At 61.6% G+C, this 15954-nt stretch carries 17 protein-coding genes; 5 read left to right on the forward strand and 12 right to left on the reverse strand.

Features of this window, described 5'->3' with window-relative positions; all coding sequences use genetic code 11:
- Position 1 precedes the first annotated feature (1 nt).
- Entirely contained in the window at positions 2 to 916 is a 915-nt protein-coding gene (locus DMY87_RS02705; RefSeq protein ID WP_110789730.1) for a 4-(cytidine 5'-diphospho)-2-C-methyl-D-erythritol kinase, read from the forward strand.
- Positions 913 to 1458, forward strand: a complete 546-nt coding sequence (gene moaB / locus DMY87_RS02710) for a molybdenum cofactor biosynthesis protein B (RefSeq protein ID WP_110789731.1) — start codon at positions 913 to 915, stop codon at positions 1456 to 1458. Before DMY87_RS02705 ends, moaB begins: the two co-directional genes overlap by 4 nt.
- Before the next feature lie 69 nt (positions 1459 to 1527).
- Here moaB and DMY87_RS02715 read toward each other — a convergent pair whose 3' ends face one another.
- On the reverse strand, positions 1528 to 2049 hold the full coding sequence (locus DMY87_RS02715) for a glycosyltransferase family protein (protein WP_110789732.1): 522 nt from the start codon (positions 2047 to 2049) through the stop codon (positions 1528 to 1530).
- A 130-nt stretch (positions 2050 to 2179) separates the two neighbouring features.
- Here DMY87_RS02715 and DMY87_RS02720 point away from each other — a divergent pair, with 130 nt between their 5' ends.
- On the forward strand, positions 2180 to 3337 hold the full coding sequence (locus DMY87_RS02720) for a PA0069 family radical SAM protein (protein WP_110789733.1): 1158 nt from the start codon (positions 2180 to 2182) through the stop codon (positions 3335 to 3337).
- A gap of 143 nt (positions 3338 to 3480) precedes the next feature.
- Positions 3481 to 4155, forward strand: coding sequence for a ribonuclease HII (locus tag DMY87_RS02725; protein WP_110789734.1), 675 nt, complete (start codon positions 3481 to 3483; stop codon positions 4153 to 4155).
- A gap of 23 nt (positions 4156 to 4178) precedes the next feature.
- Here DMY87_RS02725 and DMY87_RS02730 read toward each other — a convergent pair whose 3' ends face one another.
- The 11 genes from DMY87_RS02730 to DMY87_RS02780 all read right to left on the reverse strand — a co-directional run bounded on the left by DMY87_RS02730 (position 4179) and on the right by DMY87_RS02780 (position 14494).
- Positions 4179 to 4661, reverse strand: a complete 483-nt coding sequence (locus DMY87_RS02730; RefSeq protein WP_110789735.1) for a hypothetical protein — start codon at positions 4659 to 4661, stop codon at positions 4179 to 4181.
- Positions 4662 to 4745: 84 nt separating this feature from the next.
- Positions 4746 to 5231, reverse strand: a complete 486-nt coding sequence (locus DMY87_RS02735; protein WP_110789736.1) for a F0F1 ATP synthase subunit B — start codon at positions 5229 to 5231, stop codon at positions 4746 to 4748.
- 5 nt (positions 5232 to 5236) lie between these two features.
- Positions 5237 to 5827 (reverse strand): F0F1 ATP synthase subunit B, encoded by a 591-nt coding sequence (locus DMY87_RS02740; protein WP_110789737.1) that lies wholly within the window; start codon positions 5825 to 5827, stop codon positions 5237 to 5239.
- A gap of 81 nt (positions 5828 to 5908) precedes the next feature.
- Positions 5909 to 6136 carry a F0F1 ATP synthase subunit C gene (locus DMY87_RS02745; protein WP_110789738.1) on the reverse strand — a complete coding sequence of 76 codons (228 nt, stop codon included), beginning with the start codon at positions 6134 to 6136 and terminating at the stop codon, positions 5909 to 5911.
- 69 nt (positions 6137 to 6205) lie between these two features.
- The gene (locus DMY87_RS02750) at positions 6206 to 6958 is read right to left on the reverse strand and encodes a F0F1 ATP synthase subunit A (protein ID WP_110789739.1); all 753 of its coding nucleotides are present in this window, start codon (positions 6956 to 6958) and stop codon (positions 6206 to 6208) included.
- Between the two features lie 57 nt (positions 6959 to 7015).
- Positions 7016 to 7378, reverse strand: coding sequence for an AtpZ/AtpI family protein (locus DMY87_RS02755; protein WP_110789740.1), 363 nt, complete (start codon positions 7376 to 7378; stop codon positions 7016 to 7018).
- Between the two features lie 460 nt (positions 7379 to 7838).
- The gene (locus DMY87_RS02760) at positions 7839 to 9011 is read right to left on the reverse strand and encodes a cell wall hydrolase (RefSeq protein ID WP_110789741.1); all 1173 of its coding nucleotides are present in this window, start codon (positions 9009 to 9011) and stop codon (positions 7839 to 7841) included.
- A gap of 178 nt (positions 9012 to 9189) precedes the next feature.
- Positions 9190 to 11091, reverse strand: coding sequence for a potassium transporter Kup (locus tag DMY87_RS02765; RefSeq protein WP_110789742.1), 1902 nt, complete (start codon positions 11089 to 11091; stop codon positions 9190 to 9192).
- 15 nt (positions 11092 to 11106) lie between these two features.
- On the reverse strand, positions 11107 to 12084 hold the full coding sequence (locus DMY87_RS02770) for a magnesium transporter CorA family protein (protein WP_110789743.1): 978 nt from the start codon (positions 12082 to 12084) through the stop codon (positions 11107 to 11109).
- Positions 12085 to 12234: 150 nt separating this feature from the next.
- The gene (apbC, locus tag DMY87_RS02775) at positions 12235 to 13389 is read right to left on the reverse strand and encodes an iron-sulfur cluster carrier protein ApbC (RefSeq protein WP_110789744.1); all 1155 of its coding nucleotides are present in this window, start codon (positions 13387 to 13389) and stop codon (positions 12235 to 12237) included.
- Positions 13390 to 13756: 367 nt separating this feature from the next.
- Positions 13757 to 14494, reverse strand: coding sequence for a helix-turn-helix transcriptional regulator (locus DMY87_RS02780; RefSeq protein WP_110789745.1), 738 nt, complete (start codon positions 14492 to 14494; stop codon positions 13757 to 13759).
- A gap of 345 nt (positions 14495 to 14839) precedes the next feature.
- On the opposite strand from DMY87_RS02780, the gene DMY87_RS02785 reads away from it, so the two are divergent.
- A complete protein-coding gene (locus DMY87_RS02785; protein WP_425353459.1) occupies positions 14840 to 15727 on the forward strand; it encodes an SMP-30/gluconolactonase/LRE family protein in 888 nt (295 codons plus the stop codon).
- Positions 15728 to 15954: the final 227 nt, after the last annotated feature.

The following is a 15954-nucleotide window of genomic DNA, read 5'->3' on the forward strand; positions in this document are numbered from 1 at the left end:
GATGTCTTCCGTCGCCGTGACATCGCCGGAGAAGGTCGAAGAGACGGCTCCGGCCAAAATCAATCTTGCCCTGCATGTCACCGGCCAGCGCAGCGATGGCTATCACCTGCTCGACAGTCTGGTGACCTTTGCCGAAGACGGGGACGAACTGACCTTTGCCCCTGCCGAGGTGGACAGCCTGACGCTCAGCGGCCGGTTCGGCTCGGTGCTTGCGCTCGACCCCGCCGGTCAGGACGGCAATCTCGTTTTGCGCGCGCGCGACCTCCTGAGGTCTGTGCTCGATGAGACCGGGCAGAGCCATGCCCCCGTTGCGATCACGCTCGACAAGAACCTGCCGATTGCCTCGGGGATCGGTGGCGGCTCGGCCGATGCTGCGGCAACATTGCGCGGATTGATGCGCCTTTGGCAGGCCACGCTTGCCGAAGATGCCCTGCAGGCGATCGCCCTGAAGCTCGGCGCGGACGTGCCGATGTGTCTTGCATCGCGACCGCTTCGGGCACGCGGGATCGGGGAGGCGCTGGAGCGCATTGCCCTGCCCTCCTTTCCAATCGTGCTCGTCAATCCAATGCTGCCTGTCTCGACGCCGGAGATATTCCGCCAGTTGCCACGCAAGGATAATCCGGCGATTGGCAGTCTTCCGGACACTGCCGGAGCGGACGACTGGTTTGCCGCTCTGTCTGCGCTGCGCAACGATCTGCAACCGCCTGCCGAAGCGCTTGTGCCCGAAATTGCCGAGGCCTGCGATTACCTTCGCCAGAGCCTGGCAGGGTTCGTGCGCATGTCGGGCTCGGGCGCGACCTGCTTCGGGCTTTACGACAGCGAGCCGGCCGCACTGAGGGCAGCCCTTGCACTGTCCAGCTTCCGGCCCGACTGGTATGTCTTGCTCACTCACACGATTGCGGGAGAGCCTGGATGAGCCGCCTTGACGAAAGCCGCCCCTTTATTCCCGTCGGCATTGCGGTCTTGACCGTTTCCGACACCCGCACGGTGGCAGACGACCGGTCCGGCGATACGCTGGCGGCGCGGATTGCGGAGGCCGGACACCGGCTGGTGGCGCGGGCCATCGTCAAGGACGACAAGGCCGCGATCTTCGAGCAGGTGCAGGGCTGGACGACGGACCCCGAGATCGACGTTGTGATCACCACCGGCGGCACGGGCTTTACCGGGCGGGACGTGACGCCGGAGGCGCTGGAGCCGCTGTTCGAGAAGAAGATGGACGGGTTTTCCGAAGTCTTCCATCGCATCTCCTATGACAAGATCGGCACCTCGACCATCCAGTCGCGGGCGACCGGCGGGGTGGCGAACGCGACCTTCATCTTCGTGCTCCCAGGCTCGCCCGGCGCCTGCAAGGACGCCTGGGACGGGATCATCAAGCTGCAGCTCGATTACCGCCACATGCCCTGCAATTTCGTGGAAATCATGCCGAGGCTGGACGAGCACCTGAAGCGCGGCGGCTAGAGCCGTTCCAGCAAAACTGCGCAGCGGTTTTGCGTCCGGAATTGCGCAAAACAAGAAGACGGCTTTCGTTCAGCGGCGGGCTTCGCGGGCGACCCATGAGGGGATGATCTCGGAGGCGAGACGTCGTGCCTTCTGGCCACGGGCCAGTTGCAACAGATCCGTCTGCGAATCGACAAGCGCCAAGGCCTGGCGCTTGGGAAGCAACAGGCCGGTTTCCAGCGGCGGGCGGCTGCGCGTCAGGCGGCGATAGAAGGGGAGCCGATAGGTTCTCGATTCCGAGAAGCGGGCGGGAACGCCATTCAGCGCCACATATTCCGCGACCTCATCGACCCAGCCCTGCCCAAGACGAGCACCCGGCTCGACCAGAAGCAGCCATTCGCCGCGGGCCTTGGCGAGCACGTCCTTCATGTCCCATTGTTGATAAAAGCGGCAGCCTGCGGCATCCGCAACCATGGAGGACCCGTCCTGCGAGCCGTGATCCAGCACGATCACATCACTCACCAGCCCCTCCACAGCACCAGCAACCAGCACCGACAGCGTCTGTGCGAGTTCGGGCTCCTGATCGCGGCATTCCATGATGACTGTCAGCATTGCCTATATCTATCGCATTGCACAAAGTTTTGCCACTGAGAGATTCATGAAGTTTGTTCTTGCATTGTTCTCATTTCTGGCTTAGGAATAAAGTCATTGAGTGGGTCACCGAAGCCCGCGAGGAGCAAACATGAACGAGCTGTCTCTTGTGAGCCAGGCTGCCTTTCAGCCCGGCAATACGGCAGATATTGCCGATGCAGTCATGGGCGCCTCCGGCCTGCGGATCGAGATCGATCGGCGGCGCGGACGGGCAGCGGGCATCAACCCCGCCGGACGGTTCGAAAAGCTCGAACGGGTGGCCTTCGACGATGGCTGGCAGATGCTCGAGGAGATGCCGCCGTTCAAGACCGAGGTGCAGGTGGAAAAGCCGCGCACGGTGATCACCCGCAACGAGTCTCCCGACATTCCCTTCGATCGCTCGATCAATCCCTATCGCGGTTGCGAGCATGGCTGCATCTACTGCTTTGCCCGGCCGACGCACAGCTATATGGGCCTGTCCGCCGGTCTCGATTTCGAAGCGAAGCTGTTTGCCAAGCCGGATGCGCCGCGTCTTCTGGAGCGGGAACTGTCGAAGCCGGGCTACAAGGTGAAGCCGATCGCGATCGGCACCAATACCGACCCCTACCAGCCGATCGAGCGGGAATGGCGGATCATGCGCCAGATCCTGGAGATCCTCGACAAGGCGAACCATCCGGTGGTGATCGTGACCAAGTCGGCGCTGATCCTGCGCGACATCGATATCCTGAAATCGATGGCGGAGCGTGGCCTGGTGAAGGTCGGGATTTCCGTGACCACACTGGACCGCAAACTGGCCCGGACCATGGAGCCGCGCGCCTCGACGCCGGCCAAGCGGCTGGAGGCGATCAAGGCGCTGTCCGAGGCCGGTATTCCGGTGGCGATCATGATGGCCCCCGTCATCCCGGCGCTGAACGACCACGAGATCGAGCGGGTGCTTGATAGCGGCAAGGCCGCAGGCGCCTCGGAGGCGAGTTATGTGCTCCTGCGCCTGCCGCTGGAGGTGAGCCCCCTGTTTCGCGACTGGCTGCTGCAGCACTATCCGGATCGCTACCGCCACGTGATGTCGCTGGTGCGCTCCATGCGCGACGGCAAGGATTACGATGCCGAATTCGGCAAGCGGATGAAGGGCGCCGGCCCCTATGCCTGGCAGATCAGCCGGCGCTTCGAAATGGCAACGAAGCGGCTCGGCCTGATGCGCCGCAGCCTGCATCTGCGCGAGGATCTCTTCCTGTCGCCGAACAGCGACGGGGTCCAGCTTTCGCTGCTCTGACAGCGGATGTGTTTTGACATTCCGGTGCTGTTGTCCGCCGCCTCGCACCGGATGTGGTCCCTGGTAAGCCGCCCCCAAGGTCGTCAAAGGTCGAGGGGACCAGGGACTTGCAGGAGGTCGGGTGCGCGTGCGATTTCTGCCGCATGAAAACGCGCACGCCACCCGATTCTCCTGGCCTTTTTCCAGACCTGCCGCTTGTTCCGGATTTCTCGCTGGAGAGCCGGGCGAAGCGGAGGGGCACGTGGCCGGTTGCCGGCACCGACGAGGCGGGACGCGGGCCTCTGGCAGGGCCTGTGGTGGCAGCCGCCGTCATTCTCGATCCGAAGCGTATCCCTCAAGGGTTGAACGATTCCAAGAAGCTCTCCGCCCGCCAGCGGGAGGCCCTCTACGAAGAGATTATCGCAACGGCGACCGTGTCGATTGCGTCTTCTTCGCCGAAACGGATCGACCTCATCGACATCCGCAAGGCGAGCCTCGATGCCATGCGCCGGGCCGTTGCAGGGCTCTCTATCGAAGCGCGCCATGTGCTCACGGACGGACGCGATGTACCGCCCGGCCTTGGATGCTCGGGCGAGGCCGTGGTGAAGGGCGACGGGCGGTCCGTGTCGATCGCCGCAGCCTCGATCCTCGCAAAAGTCATGCGGGACCGGATGATGGTGCGGGCGGGCCTCGTCTATCCTGCTTACGGTTTTGACCTGCATGCCGGCTATGGCACCGACCGGCATCGCAGCGCCATCGTGGCCCATGGCCCCTGCCCTTTGCACCGGATGAGCTTCCGACCGCTCAAGCCAAGCCTCGAAACCGATTCTTTAGCCTGACTGGCGGCCGGCAATCGACCAGCTCAGCGACCGCAGATTTCAAACAGCGCCGAGCCTGCCGCCGCCGCATCCTTCAGCGGCAATTCCGTCACATCCTTGCCCACGGAGACGACCAGCGTCTTGCCGCCGGTCAGAAGTCCGACGAGATCCGCGCCTTTCGGCAATTCACCTTCCAGAATGAAAAGATCGTCCATCTCCAGCCTTGTGCCCGTGGTCTTCAGACGCATGATCTGTTTGCCCGCCTTCAGCGTCACGTCATAGGCAGCGCCATCGCGCGCCGGCTTGGGTTCGTGGGGATAGACGACCCTGATCGGCGAGCCTGACTGTTCACAGGCAAAGGACAGCAGCACATGGTCACTTTCCGCAACGCCATAAACCAACTGGGCGGCGCCTTCCGCGCTCCAGCCATGCCATGCGAGATTTTCCTCTGCCGCGGCTAAGGTGACCGTCGCGAGAGCGCCTGCAAGGGCCAGAAGAGCGGATGCGCCATGGAAACGTGGTGTCATGTCGATGCCTCCAAATGAAAAACGCCCCGACCGGTGACCGATCGGGGCGTTTGAAATCTTCGGCGCTGATGACGCCGCCCGAACTCAGTTCAGGCGCGACTTTACCTCACCGAGCGAGGCCTTGAACAGCGTCTGTTGAACGCTTTCATCGGCCTTCTTCGCCAGCACCTTCTCGGCGGCGGCGATGGCAAGATCAACGGCTGCGGAGCGCACGGCGTTGACGGCTTCCGTTTCGGCCTGCTTGATCTTCTGCTCGGAGAGCGCATTGCGGCGCGCGATGAACTCTTCCGTCTTCTGCTTGGCTTCGGCAGCAAGCGCGGATGCCTCGCGCTCGGCAGCAGCCACGATGCTGGCAGCTTCCGCTTCGGCTTCCTTGCGCTTGCGCTGGTATTCGGCCAGCAGATGCTGGGCTTCTTCGCGCAGGCGCTTGGCTTCCGCCAGTTCGGCCGTGATCTTGTCAGCGCGCTCGTCAAGCGCCTTCGCCATCATGCCCGGCACCTTGAGATAGGCGATCAGGGCCAGAAAGATGAGAAGGCCGACGAGGGCGTAGAAAGTTGCGTCGAGATGCATGGTCGTCACGCTCCCTGCTTGGCGACGCCGGAGACGGCGGCCTTGATGTCGGCGGCAGTCGCCTTGGAACCGATCAGTTCCTCGACGATCGAACCCACGGTGTCGATGGCGATCGTGTCGACTTCGGCGAAAGCCTTGGCCTTGATCTCGGCGATCCGCGTTTCGGCGGCGGCGATCTTGGCATTCAGGTCGGATTCGACCTTGGCGCGTTCGGCATCAGCCTTGGCCTTGGCTTCGTCGCGGGCTGCGGAAGCGATCTGGCCGGCTTTCGCCTTGGCTGCACTCAGTTCGCGCTCGTATGTTTCGATGGCGGCATCAGCCTCAGACTTGAGGCGGGCAGCCTCGTCGAGGTCCTGCGCGATCCGGTCGTGGCGATTCTCGAGAATGCTGCCAACGCGCGGGACAATGACCTTCTGCATGAGCATGTAGAAGAGGCCGAACGTAATGACCAGCCACAGAAGCTGCGATGCAAAGGTGCTGGTATCGAACGGTCCGAATACTGCCTTGCCGTGACCTTCGTCATGGGCAACGCCGGTCTCGGTGTGAAGCTGGCCTTCTGCCGGGACTTCCTCAGCATAGGCGGGGGTCACAAACATGCTCACCTCCAGGTGTAGGCTCAAATGCACGAGATCACGGCTGCCGACTTGGCGCGCCGTGATCCCAGACTGTGGTCGTTATTAGACGACGAACAGGAGAAGGAGAGCAACGAGCAGCGAGAAGATGCCCAGAGCTTCCGTAACGGCGAAGCCGAATACCAGACGGCCGAACTGGCTGTCAGCGGCAGACGGGTTGCGCAGTGCGCCCGACAGGTAGCTGCCGAAGATGTTGCCGAGGCCGAGAGCCGTGCCGGCCATGCCAAAGCAAGCCAGACCTGCGCCGATGTACTTTGCTGCTTCCGCTTCCATGAATGAACTCCTTCGAGATGGTTGTTTGCGGCTTTTGACTGGCGCCAACAGCGCCGATGTCGGTGATCCTTAGTGCCCGCCGGGGTGTATTGCGTCGTTGAGGTACATGCAAGTCAGCACCGCAAAAACATAGGCCTGGAGGAAGGCGACGAGGAACTCGAGACCCGTCAGGGCGACGGTCATGAGGAGGGGCAGGATGGCGCCACCGATGCCGAGCGCGCCGAGCGCGCTGAGCGAGGTAACGAAGCCTGCGAAAACCTTGAGCGTGATGTGTCCGGCCAGCATGTTGGCGAAGAGACGCACGGAGAGCGAAATCGGACGCGACAGGAACGAGATCACTTCAATCGCGACGACCAGCGGCAGAAGCGCACCGGGGACACCGCTCGGCACAAAGACCTTCAGGAAGTGAAGGCCGTGCTTGTAGAAACCATAAACCAGAACCGTGCCGATGACGAAGAGCGCCAGGGCAAACGTCACGATGATCTGGCTGGTGATGGTGAAGAAGTAAGGCACCATGCCGAGCAGGTTCGCCGTCAGGACGAACATGAACAGCGAGAAGACCATGGGGAAGAATTTCATCCCGTGACTGCCGGCGCCTTCGCGCAGCATCGATGCGATGAATTCATAGGACATCTCGGCGACCGACTGCATGCGCGTCGGGATCAAGCCGCGATTGGCCGTGGAGAAGTAGAGGAAGCCGGCGGCGGCGGCCACCGTTGCAACCATGAACAGCGAAGCATTGGTGAACGAAAGATCAACTCCACCGATTTCGATCGGCACAATCTTCTGAACCAGGAACTGATGAGTAGGATCGTTCGACACGTTCTGCTCTTTCGCTTTTGCCGCCGAAGGCGGGCATTCTCTTCCGGCTCAAACCGACTAGCGGTCTTTGCCCTTGTTTTCCAAATCCATCTTGCGTTCGACCGGATTTGGCGTTGCCACCGCTCCGACAGTCCGCAGGACGTTCAACACGCCGGCACAGAACCCCAAGAGAAGCATGATTATCATGCCCCAGGGGGACGTGCCCACAAAGTGGTCAAAAAGATAGCCCAGGATCGCACCGACGATCACAGCCGAGATGAATTCACTCGAGATCTTCATCGCCATTCCGTAACCCTTGCGGGTCTCTTCGGCGCGGATCTCGTCGCGTTCCTCGGCCTTGTCCGCGATACCCCGCTGTGCGAGTTCCGCAGTCAGTCGTCGACGACGTTCGTCCAGACTTTCTTCTCGGTTATCCGTCATGATCTCTCCGCCCGCTCCGTCTTTCACGGGCCGTTTGTGCCCGATTTGAATGCAGAAACGGCCGGAGACAAACCCTTCTGGCCCGCTTTGAAGTCGGCCGCACCATAATTTTGAGGCCCCATATAGTCAAGGCATAGAAAGGGCAACTTACACGACAAATTAACCCATAAAAATCATTGGCTTAACCGTACTGCGGCGTTTCCGGCCAAATGACATCGGGCAAATCGTGTCACTTGGCCGCGGCGGACGGCCAGAATCCCTCGACGGGCGAGCGGGCGGAGTCGGCCCAAAGCCCGGTCATTCGAGGGCCTCGCCTTCGATGCATCCGGTGATGCTGGGCGGGCGTTCCAGCCTCCCGACACAAGGGGCGACATGGTATGATCGTCAGACGGATTGAAGGCTTAGTCAGCTGGTGCCTCTGCTCGGAGGTCCTTAGACCTTGGCGCCTGTGCACATCCCGTCAGCTCCAGCCGCCGCCATAGGTGCGGTAGAAGATGTGTTTGCCGATCTTTTCCACCCGCTTCATCGTCGGGCCCCAGGCCGGGCGGACATAGGTGGCGTGGTAATGGGTGGCGGAGCCGACATCCTTGAACCAGATCTTGCCGGCCGTCACCGCCATGGCGATGTCCTTGGCGATCTTCCAGTGGCGCGGAGATGTGACGATGTCGGGGATGCGGTCACAGGCGAAGGAGAACTGGCAGCGATTGCGCCAGTCTTCGTTCTGATACACGACGCCGCAAATGCTGTCGGGATAATGCGGATTGCGCACGCGGTTGAGGATGACCTGGGCGACGGCGGCCTGCCCTTTCACCGATTCTCCACGGGCCTCGAAATAGATGCCCTCGGCGAGGCACTTCTGTTCCTTGGCGGAAAAGACGGTCGCTGGAAGCGGCGTTGCAGCCCAGGCATGATCCTGCGGACCGATCTCCGGGATGAAGCGTCCGGCGTTTTCGTCCTTTTCAGTCAGGATCGAATCGAAGGGGGAAACGCTGGCATAGTCCGGGGCGGGCGGTGCATAAGCCGTGGCCAGCACATCCGGCGTGGTGTTGGTGACGAGATCGGCGATCATGGACGGGACGGCGGGATCCACGACCGGTGTCTCGCGCTTGAAGTAGAAGCTCGCAAGTTCAACCGGCTTTGTCTTCTTGTCCTTCGGCGCAAAGGCCGCCGGGGCATTGACCTCCGGATCGAGAAGAAAGCTGGTGCGCTGGAGGATCGAGCCGGCGGAGAAGGCGCGCGGCGGCAGCATGGGCTCGACGGCGACCACCCTGCCCTTCTTCAGGTCACGGGTCACACGCATTTCATCAGGCAGCGCATCGGGATCGGCCTTGCCACCATCGAAGGCGATGCGGCGACCATCGGGAAGCACCAGACCGGCACCGGCCTGCAGGCCTTCCGACTGTTCGCCTGGGAAAGAGAGGCTCGCCTCGTGGATGGAGCCGGCCGGCGAGGCCGTCAGCACCATGCGCCAGTTGCTGGCGCCGCGGTCGAGACCGGCCAACATGCCTGCCATATCGGCCTGGGCGGCGACGCTTGGGAAGATCAGCCAGGATGCGAGGCCGAACACCAGGGGAGAGGCCCAGGTCTCCAGACGAGACAGGGCCTTCTTCGAAGGACGGAACGAGAGACGCAAGGCCAAACTCCAAGGCTACGCGGACCCAACGGGAACTACATTAGCAAACTATCTCTCGTTAACCTTGATGGACGGTTAACGGCGGATACCAAGGAGAGAGAGCAGGCGCGGCTCGGGCGCAAAAAAGCCGCCGGGTTGCCCCGGCGGCCTGATGTCTTTTTGCAGCAACCAAAGGCGCTCAGATGATCACGTGCGAGCCAAGTTCGACCACGCGATTGGCCGGCAGGCGGAAGTAATCCGAGGGGTCGGCGGCCAGATCAGCCAACGCGATATAGAGCCGGTCCTGCCAGTGCGGCATGCCCATGGACTTGCCCGGCACCAGCTTGCGGCGGCCGAGATAGAAGGAGGTCGACATGATGTCGAACTTCAGACCGCCGCGACGCAGGCTCGCCAGTGTCTTCGAGACGTTCTGGGTTTCCATGAAACCGAAGCGGATTTCGACGCGCGAGAAGCGATCCGACAGTTCCTCGACCTCGAAACGCTGGTCATCCGAGACGCGCGGACGACCGAGCGTGCGGATCGTCAGGATGATGTTGCGCTCGTGGATGACGTGATTGTGTTTGAGGTTGTGCATCAGGGCGGCGGGTGCACGCGTGGGATCGCTCGTGAGGAAGATCGCGGTTCCCGAAACACAGGCCGGGCCGTGATCGCCCTTCTTTTCGATCATGCCGATGAAGGATTCGAGGGGAATGTCATCGCGACGGGTTTTCTGGAAGATGATCGCGGTACCGCGCCGCCAGGTCCACATGACGATGGTGAAGCCAGCGGCGAACAGCACCGGAATGTAACCGCCGTCATGGATCTTGAGAAGATTTGCGCCGAGGAAGACGAGTTCCAGCACCAGCAGAGGCGTCAATACGGCCACGGCGAGTGCGGCACTCCACTGCCACTTCTTCCGGACGAATTCGAAGGCCATGATCGTGGTCACGACCATCGCTCCGGTGACCGAGATCCCGTAGGCGGTGGCGAGGCCTTCCGAACTCCGGAAGAGCAGGACCAATGCAATCACACCGAAAAGCAGCAGCGTGTTGACCGAGGGCAGATAGATCTGGCCGGTCTGCGTCTCGGATGTGAAGAGGATCTGCATGCGCGGCAGGAAGCCGAGATGGATGGCCTGGCGGACCAGAGAGAAGGCGCCGGTGATGACGGCCTGGCTGGCGATGATCGTCGCGCAAGTCGCGAGAATGACGATCGGCAGCAGTGCCCAGGACGGGAACATCAGGAAGAAGGGATCTGAGGCGGTTTCCGGATGCTGCAGGACCATGGCCCCCTGGCCGAGATAATTCAGCACCAGGGAGGGAAACACCAGCATGAACCAGGCCCACTGGATCGGACGGCGGCCAAAGTGGCCGAGATCGGCATAAAGGGCTTCCGCACCCGTGACCGTCAGGAAGACGGCACCAAGAACGACCACGCCGAGAAAACCTTCGCGCAGCAGGAAGCTCACCGCGTACCAGGGATTGAAAGCGGCAACGATGCCCGGATCGTCGAAAATGTGGCCGATGCCTCCGGCTGCCATGACGAGGAACCAGACAGCAGTGATCGGGCCGAAATAGCGGGCGACCGCACCAGTACCGCGCGATTGCACGGTGAACAGGCCGACAAGAATGACGATCGAGATGGGCAGGACAAATTCGCCCATGCTGGGCGCCACGAGCTTCAGGCCTTCGACCGCCGAGAGGACGGACAATGCCGGCGTGATCATGGAATCGCCGAGAAAGAGGGCTGCGCCGATGAGGCCAAGCACCATCAGGATCTTGCCGTGACCATTGGCGGTCTTCGACAGAAGTGCCAGAAGCGAGAGTGTGCCGCCTTCGCCGTCATTGTCGGCGCGCAGCAGAAACAGGACGTATTTGAGCGTCACGATGATCGTCAGCGCCCAGATCATCAGAGAAATGAGGCCGATGACCTCGACACGGGTGATGCCGTCGTGGCCGATCGGCTTCAATGCCTCGCGAAAGGCGTAGAGCGGGCTCGTACCGATATCGCCATAGACGACGCCGACGGAGCCAAGCGCGAGCAATAGCAGGCTTCGCGCACCCTTGGGGCCAGTCTCGGACTGGTTGTCACTGTGTTGCATGGGACTACAGGCTCGTCAGAGCCAGCCTTTCCAACGGAAAAACAAAAAGGGTATCACTGCCGATATCAACATGGCGACCAGCGCCATGGGATAACCGAAGCCCCATTCGAGCTCCGGCATGAGGCGGAAGTTCATGCCGTAGATCGACGCGACGAGCGTGGGCGGCAGGAAGACCACGGACGCGATCGAGAAGATCTTGATGATGGCATTTTGCTCGACACTGATCAGGCCGAGCGAGGCGTCGAGCATGAATGTGATGTTGTTGCCGACAAAGGCCGCATGCTCGCCCAGCGACTGAATGTCGCGGGCAACGATGCCGCAGAGTTCAGTCGCCAGCGCATCCGAACGAACGACCGACTGGGAGCTCAGAAAGGTCACCAGGCGGGAGAGCGAAACAAGGCTGTCGCGCACCTTGCTGACCAGTTGGTGATGGGCAGCGATGTCGAGCAGCTTGTCCTCAAGAAAGCGCGGCGGTCGGCGCTTGGCAGCCTTTCGATCCACGAAGACGGAGACCGACAGCGTGTCCAGGCGGACGGCCAGGGTTTCGAGAATCTCGGCCGTGCGATCGGCAACCGTTTCCAGCAGGCTGCCAAGCAGGGTTGCGCCGGACTTGCACTGGTCGTTGAGCCGCAGGAGGCTCGCGCTGAACAGGGCGAAGGATTTTGGCTCGGCATAGCGGATGGTAATCAGCCTGTTGTCATGCAGGATGAAGGCAATATCGGTCAGCTGTGGCAGGGCCGTATCGGCCTTGTAGATCAGCGAGGCGGTCATATAGACCGCTTCGTTCTCGACATAGAGCCGGCTGGACGGTTCGATGTCCTTCAACTCCTCACGCGTCGGCAGCGGAATGCCGATCGCATGCTCGACAGCATGCTCTTCTTCGACGCTCGGGCTTACGAGGTCGATCCAGATGATGTCGGAAGAAATATGGTCTTTGGCAGCGTCGGGGCCGAATGTTACGGCGCTTCCGTCTGTTCTATAGGCCCTGATCAAGGACAGGTCGCTCTCATGGCACGCCTCGGGTGACTTTGGCCGGACACAATCACAGTCTGCTGATAAAGCCAAGATGATTCATACAGACCGAATTGCAGGTTTTGCACAGCAGCTGCGCAAAAACGACGCATCACCGCCACGTTTCAGGCTTCACTCGAACACAATGGCCGGTGCCGTGCGGCCGGAACGGGCCTTCACTTCAGCCCAGACTTTTTCGGCAATCGACAGATAGACGGCTGTCTGCGGGCTCTCCGGTTCCGCGACCACGACGGGGGTGCCGTCGTCGGAATGCTCGCGGATCGAAATGGTCAGCGGCACTTCGCCGAGGAAGGGCACGCCGATCTTCTCCGCCTCCTTGCGGGCGCCGCCATGGCCGAAGATATCGTAACGATGGCCGGTATCCGGCGCGATGAAGTAGCTCATGTTCTCGACGATGCCGAGCACCGGCACCTCGACCTTGTTGAACATGTTGAGGCCCTTGCGGGCATCGATCAGGGCCAGATCCTGCGGTGTGGAGACGATGACCGCGCCGGACAGCGGCACCTGCTGGGCCATGGTGAGCTGGGCATCGCCCGTGCCCGGCGGCATGTCGACGACGAGCACGTCGAGATCACCCCAGGCGACCTCGCGCAGCATCTGCATCAGAGCGGACTGGACCATGGGGCCGCGCCAGATCATCGCCGTGCCTTCGTCGACCAGGAAGCCCATCGACATGACCTTGATGCCGAAATTCTCCATGGGCACGATGATGCGATTTTCGATCTGCTGCGGGCGGCCGGTGATCCCGAGCAGGCGCGGCATGGACGGGCCATAGACATCGGCGTCGAGGATGCCGACACGCAGACCATTGGCCTTCAGCGCCAAAGCGAGATTGACGGCCGTCGTGGACTTGCCGACGCCACCCTTGCCGGAGGCGACGGCAATGATCGCCTCGATGCCGGGAACACCGGCCTTCGAACGCTGGGTGCCCGAAGGGGCCGGCGCGTGACTGTGACCATGGGAATGCGCCGGGGCACCCGCCTGCGGACGCGGCGGCGGGGGTGCAGACCCCTGCTTGCGCTCCGCCGTCAGGCTGACCACGGCGCCCTTGACGCCGGGCAGTGCCTTCACGGTGCGCTCTGCTGCCTGGCGCAAGGGCTCCAGTTCCTGGGCGCGTTCTGCGGGAACGTTGATCGAGAAATAGACCTTGCCATCCGAAATGAAGATGTCGGAGACCATCTTCATTTCGACGATGCTGCGATCAAGGTCCGGGCCGCGGACGCGACCGAGCGCTTCCAGAACCGTATCGCGCGTCAAATCGGCCATCGTCTTCCTCTTTCCGCTTCACTGTGTTGCCGAACCAATAATGGAGTGCTGCGGCTTCGCCAACCGCAAATGCAGCGAGCCTGTGCGACAGATTTTCGGGAAGGAAGAATGGACCACAAAAAAGGAAAGCCGCCTGCAGGGGGATGAGCTCCCTGCGGCGGCTTGTCCTTGCAGCACCCTTTACGGGCAGCTTGCAGCGTCCCCTCTGGACTGACACTTGAAATGCAGGAAGCGTGCCAATCCGAATAGAGCGGTTCTGCGCCGGGTTTACCGGCAAATCAGGGCAAAGAACCGGTAAACTGCGAGAGGATCTGCCAGCAAACTAGGCTCGTCTCGCAAATCCGCCCAAAAAAGCGACAGGTCCGACCTACTTGATCAGACCAAGCCGAAGCGCCTTGGCGACCGCCTGAGTGCGGTTGACCGCATCGAGCTTCTTGGTCGCCCGATTGAGGTAGTGGTTGATCGTGTGCTCCGACAGCGTCAGAATTTCCGCGATTTCGACACTGGTCTTCCCGGCCGCCGTCCAGTTGAGGCAGTCCAGTTCACGTTCCGTCAGCATGTCGCTGTTGCGACTGTCCATCTCCCGGATTTCGGCCAGGCGGTTGAAGACGTGGACCGACAGATAGGTCAGCTCCATCATCTCCGTTGTCGTGAACGGCTCACGGTCGCCGTTGAAGGAGACGGCCCCGCGGGCACCGCTTGCGTCATGCACCGGGAAATAGGCCCCGCGATTCATCCGGAAGCGGCAGAAAAGCGACTTCGCCACCTCGGTCGAGCGCGGATCGCGAACGAAGCTGGTATCATCCATGTCATAGCGGAACGGGATGGATGCGCGGCGCAGATGGGCAAGGACCGGGCTGTCCGACAGCAGGGAGACCTGGTCGAACTCGGTCAGAAGGTCGGAGGGCCAGTTGGTGATGATCGAACTGCTGCTGAGGTCCCTCGCCGTCGGCCCCGGCATGTTGAGCACCATGAAGCAGCGCGCACCGAACGCTTCCGTGGCCCGCTTCATGAAGCGAAACACGTCGAATTGGGTCTTGAACGTCTTGACCTCGGTCACGAGGCTTTCGATGCGTTCAAACGTGGGCGGATCCAGATCTGTCATGAGCGCGTTTTCTTCACGGCCGGTTCGCCATCAAGAGGAATCCAAACTTGATCGATGAATACGTCAACTGTTTTCCAAACCTACGGTTGTTCGAGCGCCGGTGGGAGGCATCATCCACGATTTGATCCGCAAGCGCCAATCCCATTCCTGGGTACCTGGACACCGTATCGAAAAGAACCCCGGGAGAGCAGAAGTGAGCATCCACGCGAATCTCGACCCCTTAAGGTTATAAACCATAGACTTCTAAAGGCGGGAGGGTCCAGAGAGACCCTGTATTTTACCGTAAACCCCTGTCAGAAATCGGCTAATGGCGACAGATTCACACAGTCCAACGAGGAGAAGAACGTGATCCCGACTAAAAGCTTCAAGGGTAAGGTATTGGTGGCCGAGCAGATGGAACTGGGAGAGGGCCCGACCTACGACCCGCTGAGCGGCTCGCTGTTCTGGTTCGACATCCTGGGCAAGACCCTGTGCGAGCTGACCGTCGAGACGGGCACGCTCGTCAAACACGACCTGCCCTTCCTCGGCAGCGTGCTCGCCGTGATCGACAAGGATCGCCAGCTGATCGCTTCCGACCAGGGGCTTTTCCTGCGCGAGCGCTCTTCCGGCGTGTTGAAACCGTATGCCAAGATCGAGGCCGACAAGCCGCAGAACCGCTCGAATGACGGGCGCGTGCATCCAAGCGGCGCATTGTGGATCGGCACGATGAGCAAGACGGCCGACACCGGTGCCGGCGCGATCTATCACGTGGCCGGGACGCAGGTGACGAAGCTGTTCGAGGCGGTCAGCATTCCGAACGGCATCTGCTTCTCGCCGGATGGCGCGGTCGGCTACTTCAACGATTCCAAGGTCAACCACATGATGCGCGTCGACCTCAACCCGGCAACAGGCATGCCGACAGGTGCGCCGCGCGTCTTCATCGACCAGTCGGCGCGCAATGGGGTGATCGACGGATCGGTGGTCGACCTCGAAGGCACGATCTGGAATTCCAATTGGGATGGCGGTGCCGTCGACCGTTATGCCCCGGACGGAAGCCAGATCGGACGCTTCGAGATCCCGACCCGTCGTCCGACCTGCCCCGCCTTCTTCGGCCCAGGCTTCGACCGACTGGCAGTCACCTCCTGCTGGGAAGGGCTGAGCGATGCCGAACGGCAGACAGATGTGCATGCCGGATCGCTGTTCGAACTGGGGCTTCCGGTCCAGGGCAAGCCGGAGCCTGTCTTCAAGCTTTGATCCTCGTGGCCGGCGTGCTCCAGCGCGCCGGCCACGACTTACAGGCCAAGGCGCCTGCGGACTTTCCCAACCCAGGCCCCGCCCGAAGGCGCCGCGAAACCGCCAAGTCTCTGATTTGTTCCGCATAACAGGCAAAAATAAAGCCGGGAACGAAGCCGCCTCCCGGGCATTTTCCTCTCGAACCGACGCGGCCCAGGCAGTTTTTGCCAAGCCTCGCCAGTCACCAG

It is taken from the genome of Peteryoungia wuzhouensis, assembly GCF_003205195.1.
Classification (GTDB): Bacteria; Pseudomonadota; Alphaproteobacteria; order Rhizobiales; family Rhizobiaceae; genus Allorhizobium; species Allorhizobium wuzhouense.

What these genes read in the sequence shown, in the direction of transcription:
- DMY87_RS02755 (WP_110789740.1), bottom strand. Translation starts at nt 7,378, where the DNA reads ATGACGGATAACCGAGAAGAAAGTCTGGACGAACGTCGTCGACGACTG.
- DMY87_RS02780 (WP_110789745.1), bottom strand. Translation starts at nt 14,494, where the DNA reads ATGACAGATCTGGATCCGCCCACGTTTGAACGCATCGAAAGCCTCGTG.
- DMY87_RS02730 (WP_110789735.1), bottom strand. Translation starts at nt 4,661, where the DNA reads ATGACACCACGTTTCCATGGCGCATCCGCTCTTCTGGCCCTTGCAGGC.
- DMY87_RS02725 (WP_110789734.1), top strand. Translation starts at nt 3,481, where the DNA reads ATGAAAACGCGCACGCCACCCGATTCTCCTGGCCTTTTTCCAGACCTG.
- DMY87_RS02735 (WP_110789736.1), bottom strand. Translation starts at nt 5,231, where the DNA reads ATGCATCTCGACGCAACTTTCTACGCCCTCGTCGGCCTTCTCATCTTT.
- DMY87_RS02720 (WP_110789733.1), top strand. Translation starts at nt 2,180, where the DNA reads ATGAACGAGCTGTCTCTTGTGAGCCAGGCTGCCTTTCAGCCCGGCAAT.
- DMY87_RS02715 (WP_110789732.1), bottom strand. Translation starts at nt 2,049, where the DNA reads ATGCTGACAGTCATCATGGAATGCCGCGATCAGGAGCCCGAACTCGCA.
- DMY87_RS02740 (WP_110789737.1), bottom strand. Translation starts at nt 5,827, where the DNA reads ATGTTTGTGACCCCCGCCTATGCTGAGGAAGTCCCGGCAGAAGGCCAG.
- DMY87_RS02765 (WP_110789742.1), bottom strand. Translation starts at nt 11,091, where the DNA reads ATGCAACACAGTGACAACCAGTCCGAGACTGGCCCCAAGGGTGCGCGA.
- apbC (WP_110789744.1), bottom strand. Translation starts at nt 13,389, where the DNA reads ATGGCCGATTTGACGCGCGATACGGTTCTGGAAGCGCTCGGTCGCGTC.
- moaB (WP_110789731.1), top strand. Translation starts at nt 913, where the DNA reads ATGAGCCGCCTTGACGAAAGCCGCCCCTTTATTCCCGTCGGCATTGCG.
- DMY87_RS02705 (WP_110789730.1), top strand. Translation starts at nt 2, where the DNA reads ATGTCTTCCGTCGCCGTGACATCGCCGGAGAAGGTCGAAGAGACGGCT.
- DMY87_RS02745 (WP_110789738.1), bottom strand. Translation starts at nt 6,136, where the DNA reads ATGGAAGCGGAAGCAGCAAAGTACATCGGCGCAGGTCTGGCTTGCTTT.